This window comes from Ancylomarina sp., assembly GCF_041555295.1.
Classification (GTDB): domain Bacteria; phylum Bacteroidota; class Bacteroidia; order Bacteroidales; family Marinifilaceae; genus Ancylomarina.
On record NZ_JBFFKR010000268.1, the window covers coordinates 1 to 4,669 of the forward strand.

The 4,669-nt window shown below is 34.8% G+C and carries 6 protein-coding genes and 1 riboswitch; of the genes, 4 read left to right on the top strand and 2 right to left on the bottom strand.

The genetic code is table 11. From position 1 onward, the window contains the following. The first annotated feature begins 176 nt into the window (after positions 1-176). Both cobC and ABY905_RS14255 read left to right on the top strand, forming a co-directional pair. Positions 177-707 carry an alpha-ribazole phosphatase gene (cobC, locus tag ABY905_RS14250; RefSeq protein WP_372645029.1) on the top strand — a complete coding sequence of 177 codons (531 nt, stop codon included), beginning with the start codon at positions 177-179 and terminating at the stop codon, positions 705-707. A gap of 257 nt (positions 708-964) precedes the next feature. Beyond that, complete coding sequence (locus tag ABY905_RS14255) at positions 965-1,696, top strand: hypothetical protein (protein ID WP_372645031.1); 732 nt, start codon at positions 965-967, stop codon at positions 1,694-1,696. Between the two features lie 97 nt (positions 1,697-1,793). Here the strand turns inward: ABY905_RS14255 and ABY905_RS14260 are convergent, their stop codons facing one another. Beyond that, positions 1,794-2,447, bottom strand: coding sequence for a hypothetical protein (locus ABY905_RS14260; protein ID WP_372645033.1), 654 nt, complete (start codon positions 2,445-2,447; stop codon positions 1,794-1,796). A 134-nt stretch (positions 2,448-2,581) separates the two neighbouring features. Beyond that, positions 2,582-2,678: riboswitch (TPP riboswitch) on the top strand. A 119-nt stretch (positions 2,679-2,797) separates the two neighbouring features. Here ABY905_RS14260 and thiD point away from each other — a divergent pair. Then, positions 2,798-3,604 (top strand): bifunctional hydroxymethylpyrimidine kinase/phosphomethylpyrimidine kinase, encoded by an 807-nt coding sequence (gene thiD / locus ABY905_RS14265; protein ID WP_372645034.1) that lies wholly within the window; start codon positions 2,798-2,800, stop codon positions 3,602-3,604. A 96-nt stretch (positions 3,605-3,700) separates the two neighbouring features. Here the strand turns inward: thiD and ABY905_RS14270 are convergent, their stop codons facing one another. Next, on the bottom strand, positions 3,701-4,174 hold the full coding sequence (locus tag ABY905_RS14270; protein ID WP_372645036.1) for a superoxide dismutase [Ni]: 474 nt from the start codon (positions 4,172-4,174) through the stop codon (positions 3,701-3,703). A 183-nt stretch (positions 4,175-4,357) separates the two neighbouring features. On the opposite strand from ABY905_RS14270, the gene ABY905_RS14275 reads away from it, so the two are divergent. Beyond that, positions 4,358-4,669: SPASM domain-containing protein (locus ABY905_RS14275; RefSeq protein ID WP_372645038.1), on the top strand; the 312-nt coding region annotated here is incomplete at its 3' end.

Genomic DNA, 4,669 nt, shown 5'->3' on the forward strand with positions numbered 1-4,669 from the left:
ACGCAACAAGTGGTTGAGATTGTGATTTATTTGAGCTTTTATATCATCTCAGTACATATCTAGCTTACAGAACCTATCAAAGTAATTGCAAAAGCCATCTTTAAAGGTGGCTTTTTAGTTACAATTCCCCTCAGATTACTATTTTTGTCTATTCATTCAAAAAAAATTAAATAAATATGATACTTCATTTAATAAGACACACAAAAGTTAATATCGAGCCTGGTGTTTGTTACGGCCAAAAAGATATTGAACTACTTGAAACTTACCCAGAAGAACTAGAGGTGGTTAAGACGAATATAGCTGATATAAAATTCGATGCTCATTATTCAAGTCCACTAACACGTGCTAAAACTCTTGCTACAGAATTGTTTGGTGATGCTGTAATTTTCGATGATCGATTAATGGAACTGAACTTTGGCGACTGGGAAGGTAAGGCTTGGGACGAGATTAAAGACCCTTTTTTGGATGTATGGATGGAAGATTTCGTGAACAAGAAATGTTCCAATGGAGAATCTTTTGTGATGCTTCACCAACGGGTGGTACAATTTTTGGAAGAACTAAAGGCGTTGGAGCATAATCATATTGCTATTGTAACCCATGGTGGGGTAATCAGAACACTACAGGCAATACATAAGAATATCGAATTAAAAGAAGCTTTTAACGAAGCTCCAGCTGGTTTTGGAGAGCATATTCAACTCGAATTTTAAATTATATTTTAACCTTAAAGCCTGATTACCTGAGAATACTCACTAAGCAATAGGCTAGTCTTATCAATTTTTTAGCCAATTTTGTTTGATTATTTAATGAAATGGTTATTTTTAGGCTTGTTTTTGAGAAACAGAAACAAAAAATAGAAACATAAGAACATACTGATCAGAAAACAGAACACCTTTAATTCTTTCTGAAAATTGAATTAATATTGTATTGTGACCCTGATCAAAAATTTAAAAACCAATTGAATAATATGAAAAAATTAATTCTGACCCTAGTTGTTTGTATGAGTGTTTTAGGTGCATTTGCTCAGGATGCTGTGCAATTGAAGAACGACGGAAACGCTGCTCTAAAAGCTAAAGATTACAAAGCAGCTATCGTACATTTAGAAAACTACTTAAGATTGCCTGAAGCAGCTGAAGATATCAAAACAGTTTATAATGTTGGATATGCCGCTGCTAAAGTTAAAGATTACGCTAAATCGGTTATTTACTTCGATAAAACAATTGCTGCTAAGTATAAGTTATCTAGCTCGTATCTAAGAAAAGCGACTGCTCTTAAGAAATTAAAAAAGTACGACGAAATGGTTGCTACTTTGAAAGTTGGTATTGCTGCAGTTCCTACTAAGAATGCTAAATTGGCTAAAACACTTGCTAAGCATTACTTAATTGAAGGACAGAAAGCTCAGAAAGCTTCTAATTTTGACGCTGCTGAAGCATCTTACAAAGAAGCAATTGAATTGAAGTCGTCTATGAAAACTGATGCTATCGTTAGCCTTGGTTCTTTATACTTCGGAGAAGGTGCTAAGATTCAAACTGCTGCTAATCCTATAGCAAATACTGAAAAAGAGAAATTTGCTGTTGAAATTACAAAAGCAAAATCTTTCTATCAGAAAGCTATTGCTCAGTACACAAAAGCTAAGACTCTTGCTCCTGCTAGAGAAGATATTGATTCTCTATTGAAAAAAGTAAAAGCTGTATTGTAATTCACAATCGCTTAAAATATTAAAGGGATGCCAATGGCATCCCTTTTTTGTATCTAATCTTTTTGAAGAATCATCTTCAAACAATAATATGAATTTCTTAACTCTGCCCCAAATTCTTAAGAACTGAGAAAGTCTTATCGATGGCATCATCATTTACCACAATGGTAAATTCGTTGGTTGTTGAAATCACCTCACGAATATTAATTCCAGCCCATGCAATACTCTTAAGAATATGGTAATAGAAACCGGCTTGTTGTGAATTCACATCTGGTAACTTAAGAGTCACAGCTGATAAATGACCACTTTTGCTCAACAAACTTTCTTCTTCAAAAATGGTTTCAACCTGTTCGGCCAAAGTTTGACTTACAACTAAATTTGATTCAAAAACGCCTTGAACCATGGTATAAAAGAACTCCTGGTTTGGCCCAATGGCTCTAAGTAAATCGGTATGTCTCTCAATAAGCATACTTGAATTCTTATACGTGTAATCTATCAATTGGGAACGAACAATGATATCTCTGACAACAACTTCAGAGCCCAGATGAGAAATTTTGCCTTTCATTTTTGGAATCAACCTATTAATTGACATCACGATGGCCCCACTTTTCACCTCGTCTCCGAAATGTTGCTCCACCTCGGGTTGAATTTTTCGAGCTAAAGAGGAAACATTGATTAATCCTTCAACCAAAGCTTCAGCAAGAAAAGGCTGGTGAGCAATAATTCTTTCTACTATTTGAGAGATACTTAGCATATGTATATATTTTTTTCAAAAATAGACAAATTGTTTAATTTTTCACACCAAATCGTCTATAAGTATCGATCTAACTTGTGATTAAATGAAACCCAGTACATCTTATTGATCTAATCATAAATTGAATATCTTTATCAGATCGTTAGGGGTGCTTGATAATAATCAGGCTGAGATAAAACCCTGGAACCTGATAGGCGTAATTGCAGCGTAGGAAAACGAATCTTTATAGATCTAGTGTATTCATATACACTTGTTCTAACCGTTTCGTATTCTGCGAGCCGGTTTTTTTGTTCCAGAAAAGTTTGAATGAAGAATCCCGTAAAATATCACAAAATGAAAAATAGAAGAAGATGCACTATAAAAAAGTACTAACTATAGCAGGAAGTGATTCAGGTGGAGGAGCTGGTATTCAAGCCGACATCAAAAGCATTTCGGCTTGCCAATGCTATGCAAGCTCAGCCATAACGGCCATTACAGCACAAAATACAATTGGCGTTCGCGATATTCACGCTATTCCTTCTGAAATATTACGATCACAGATCGAGGCGGTTCTTGATGATATTGGAACAGATGCCATCAAAATAGGCATGTTGCATTCACCAGAAAGTATTCAGATTGTTGCCAATTGTTTGGATAAATATCAAATTAAGAATGTGGTTCTAGATCCGGTAATGGTAGCGACTTCAGGGGATAAGTTGCTATTAGATGAAGCCATCAATCATCTTAAAACAGTCTTATTTCCTAAGGTCAGAATCATCACACCTAATCTACCTGAAGCTGAAATATTGCTGGGTAGAAAAATTGAGAAACAGTCTGAATTTAGAACTATTGCAAAAGAATTGGCCAATAAATACCAGGTTTCCGTTTTATTAAAAGCCGGACACTTAAATGATGAAGATTTGATCGACGTTTTGTATGATTTTGAATCTTCAGAAAGTCTCGATTTGGCTTCTAAACGAATTGAGACAAAGAATACCCATGGAACAGGTTGCTGCTTATCATCAGCCTTAGCTTCATTTCTAGCTAGAGGGTTTAGTATCTCAGAATCAGCTCAACTTGCTAAAGCTTATATTACAGAATCGATAAAAGCTGGTACCGATTATGAAATTGGTAAAGGTCATGGGCCTGTTCATCATTTTCATCAATATTGGGACTAATTATTCTAAAATGAATTAAAAACATAAGTTCCCAATACGTATAAATAAAAAACCTCTCCGTGAAGACGAAGAGGTTTTTGTAGATATAAGTATGGACTAATGCTTATGTTCTTTCTTGGTGAAATAAGCATGATCAAAATCATGAACGGTATCATTCAATTTCTTAATCATCTCCATATCGGTGCTTTGCTTGGCTTTCATCGCAAATACGCATATTTTATGCAGAAGCTCAAGTTGTTTCATACTCTTAGCCTTCTTTACTGGATCATCACTCAATTTGACACGCTGAAACATAAAATACTGAGTCGCAATAGCCTGTAATTTATTGGCATGTTCCTCCTTATTATTGACCCAACGCACCAACTGGTTGTAATCTGGTTTTTCTGATGCCGATAACTCAACAATCAGTTTCATACTCTTTTCAATAGTTAGAATATGTTCGTACATCATTTTTACTCTAGCAGCATCGTCGTATATTCCGCAAGGTATCTCACAGTGAGCGTAGGTCTTAACAGAACCAAATCCCATGAACATTAGGCATACAAGAGTCAATACTTTTATCTTTTTCATAACTAATAATTTTGTTTTAAAATATCTAATTAAAATTAATCTAAATAAGCGAGATCTAAAAATTTAAGTCCATCTAATTAGAAGAGATGAAAGCCTTTTTCTAAAAGTATTCTGAATATTTTCAAAGCATTTAAATACAAAGTAGACTACTCTGGATACAAGCAATTCATTTATATTTGTAGCATGAATTCCAAAGCACCTTTTTGTTTAATGCCCTTTATTCATTACCACGTGGGTAATGCAGGATATGTGAAAGCTTGTTGTGTTGCCAATATCACATATGGTAATTGTAACACGCAATTGTTCAATGAAATTTGGCAAGGAGGTGCCATAAATAAGTTAAGGGATAAATTCAAAAATGGGGAATCTGATCCGCGTTGTGCAGTTTGCTTAAAGCTTGAAGAAGCAGGAGGTAAGTCTATTAGGCAAGAGACTCACGAGCGATTTGCATGGGGAAATATTAGCGAAGTTAATCCCTTACCTATCTATTTTGAT

Coding starts and splice junctions, on each gene's coding strand:
- cobC (WP_372645029.1), top strand. CDS start 177: ATGATACTTCATTTAATAAGACACACAAAAGTTAATATCGAGCCTGGT.
- thiD (WP_372645034.1), top strand. CDS start 2,798: ATGCACTATAAAAAAGTACTAACTATAGCAGGAAGTGATTCAGGTGGA.
- ABY905_RS14260 (WP_372645033.1), bottom strand. CDS start 2,447: ATGCTAAGTATCTCTCAAATAGTAGAAAGAATTATTGCTCACCAGCCT.
- ABY905_RS14270 (WP_372645036.1), bottom strand. CDS start 4,174: ATGAAAAAGATAAAAGTATTGACTCTTGTATGCCTAATGTTCATGGGA.
- ABY905_RS14255 (WP_372645031.1), top strand. CDS start 965: ATGAAAAAATTAATTCTGACCCTAGTTGTTTGTATGAGTGTTTTAGGT.